This is a genomic window from Paraburkholderia sp. BR14312 (assembly GCF_040948675.1).
Classification (GTDB): Bacteria; Pseudomonadota; Gammaproteobacteria; order Burkholderiales; family Burkholderiaceae; genus Paraburkholderia; species Paraburkholderia nodosa_A.
Genome location: NZ_JBFPKI010000058.1, coordinates 1 through 1,101, shown reverse-complemented (window position 1 = coordinate 1,101; position 1,101 = coordinate 1). Strand labels below are relative to the sequence as shown.

The 1,101-nt window shown below is 58.6% G+C and carries 1 protein-coding gene; it reads left to right on the top strand.

What is annotated here, in order from left to right; all coding sequences use genetic code 11:
• The first annotated feature begins 42 nt into the window (after nt 1-42).
• Entirely contained in the window at nt 43-1,101 is a 1,059-nt protein-coding gene (locus tag AB3X98_RS41965) for an IS630 family transposase (protein WP_368607196.1), read from the top strand.

Genomic DNA, 1,101 nt, shown 5'->3' with positions numbered 1-1,101 from the left:
CTAGTCCATTGAACCATTGAAATTGCACCGATCTAATAGTGCATGGGCAAGATGAATCTGAGTGAGACCGAGCGCGAAGAACTGATGTCGATGCAGCGCAGCCGCACGATGGCCGTCGGCCACGTGAGGCGCGCGCGGTTGATCCTGCTGCTCGACGAAGGGGCCTCGCGTGCGGCGATCATGGCTGAATTGCGCTGCGATTCGCGCTTCATCACAACGTGGCAAACGCGATTCACCAGTGAGCGCCTGGCTGGCCTGTACGGCAGACATCCAGGTCGCGCGCCGCGACCTGACCTGGCAGGCCTTGAAGCGAGAGTGCTCGACTTCACGCTGCGACGCAAGCCGGCCGATGGCTCGACGCACTGGAGCAGCCGCAAACTGGCGGCGCAGCTGGGTATGGCCTTCATGACGGTGCAGCGTATCTGGCGCAAGCACGACATTCGGCCACATCGTCTCGATACCCACATGGTGTCCAACGATCCCGACTTTGAGGCCAAGGCCGCTGATGTGATCGGGCTGTACCTCAATCCGCCGTTGCATGCAGTGGTGTTCTGCGTGGACGAGAAGACAGCCATCCAGGCGCTCGATCGCAAGGACCGGATGTTGCCGCTCTCGCCCGGGCGCGCCGAGAGCCATGGCTTTGAATACAAACGCAACGGTACCCTGAGCCTGTTCGCCGCATTGAATGTCGCAACTGGCGAAGTGCTGGGCAAAACCGCGCCACGCCATACCAGCGCCCAGTTTGTCGCGTTCCTCACCGAGGTGGTATCGGCCCAGTCGCGCGGAAAGGAGATCCACGTGATCTGCGACAACGTGAGCAGCCACAAAACCGACGCCGTTCAAACATTTCTGGCTGACCATCCGAAAGTCTCGATACATTACACACCCACGTATTCGTCATGGCTGAATCAGGTCGAGAACTGGTTTGCCCGCATCCAGCGCGACGTCATTGCGCGTGGCGTATTCACCAGCACCAAGGATCTCGACAAAAAGCTCATGCGTTACATACGTCAATACAACAAGCAGGCGATCCCATTGAAATGGAAGTACTCCGATCCATCGCGACGAATCCGGTGCAATTCATCTGGTTCAATGGACTAG

Excerpts from the sequence above, each read along its gene's own strand:
- AB3X98_RS41965 (WP_368607196.1), top strand. The coding sequence starts at position 43 with ATGGGCAAGATGAATCTGAGTGAGACCGAGCGCGAAGAACTGATGTCG.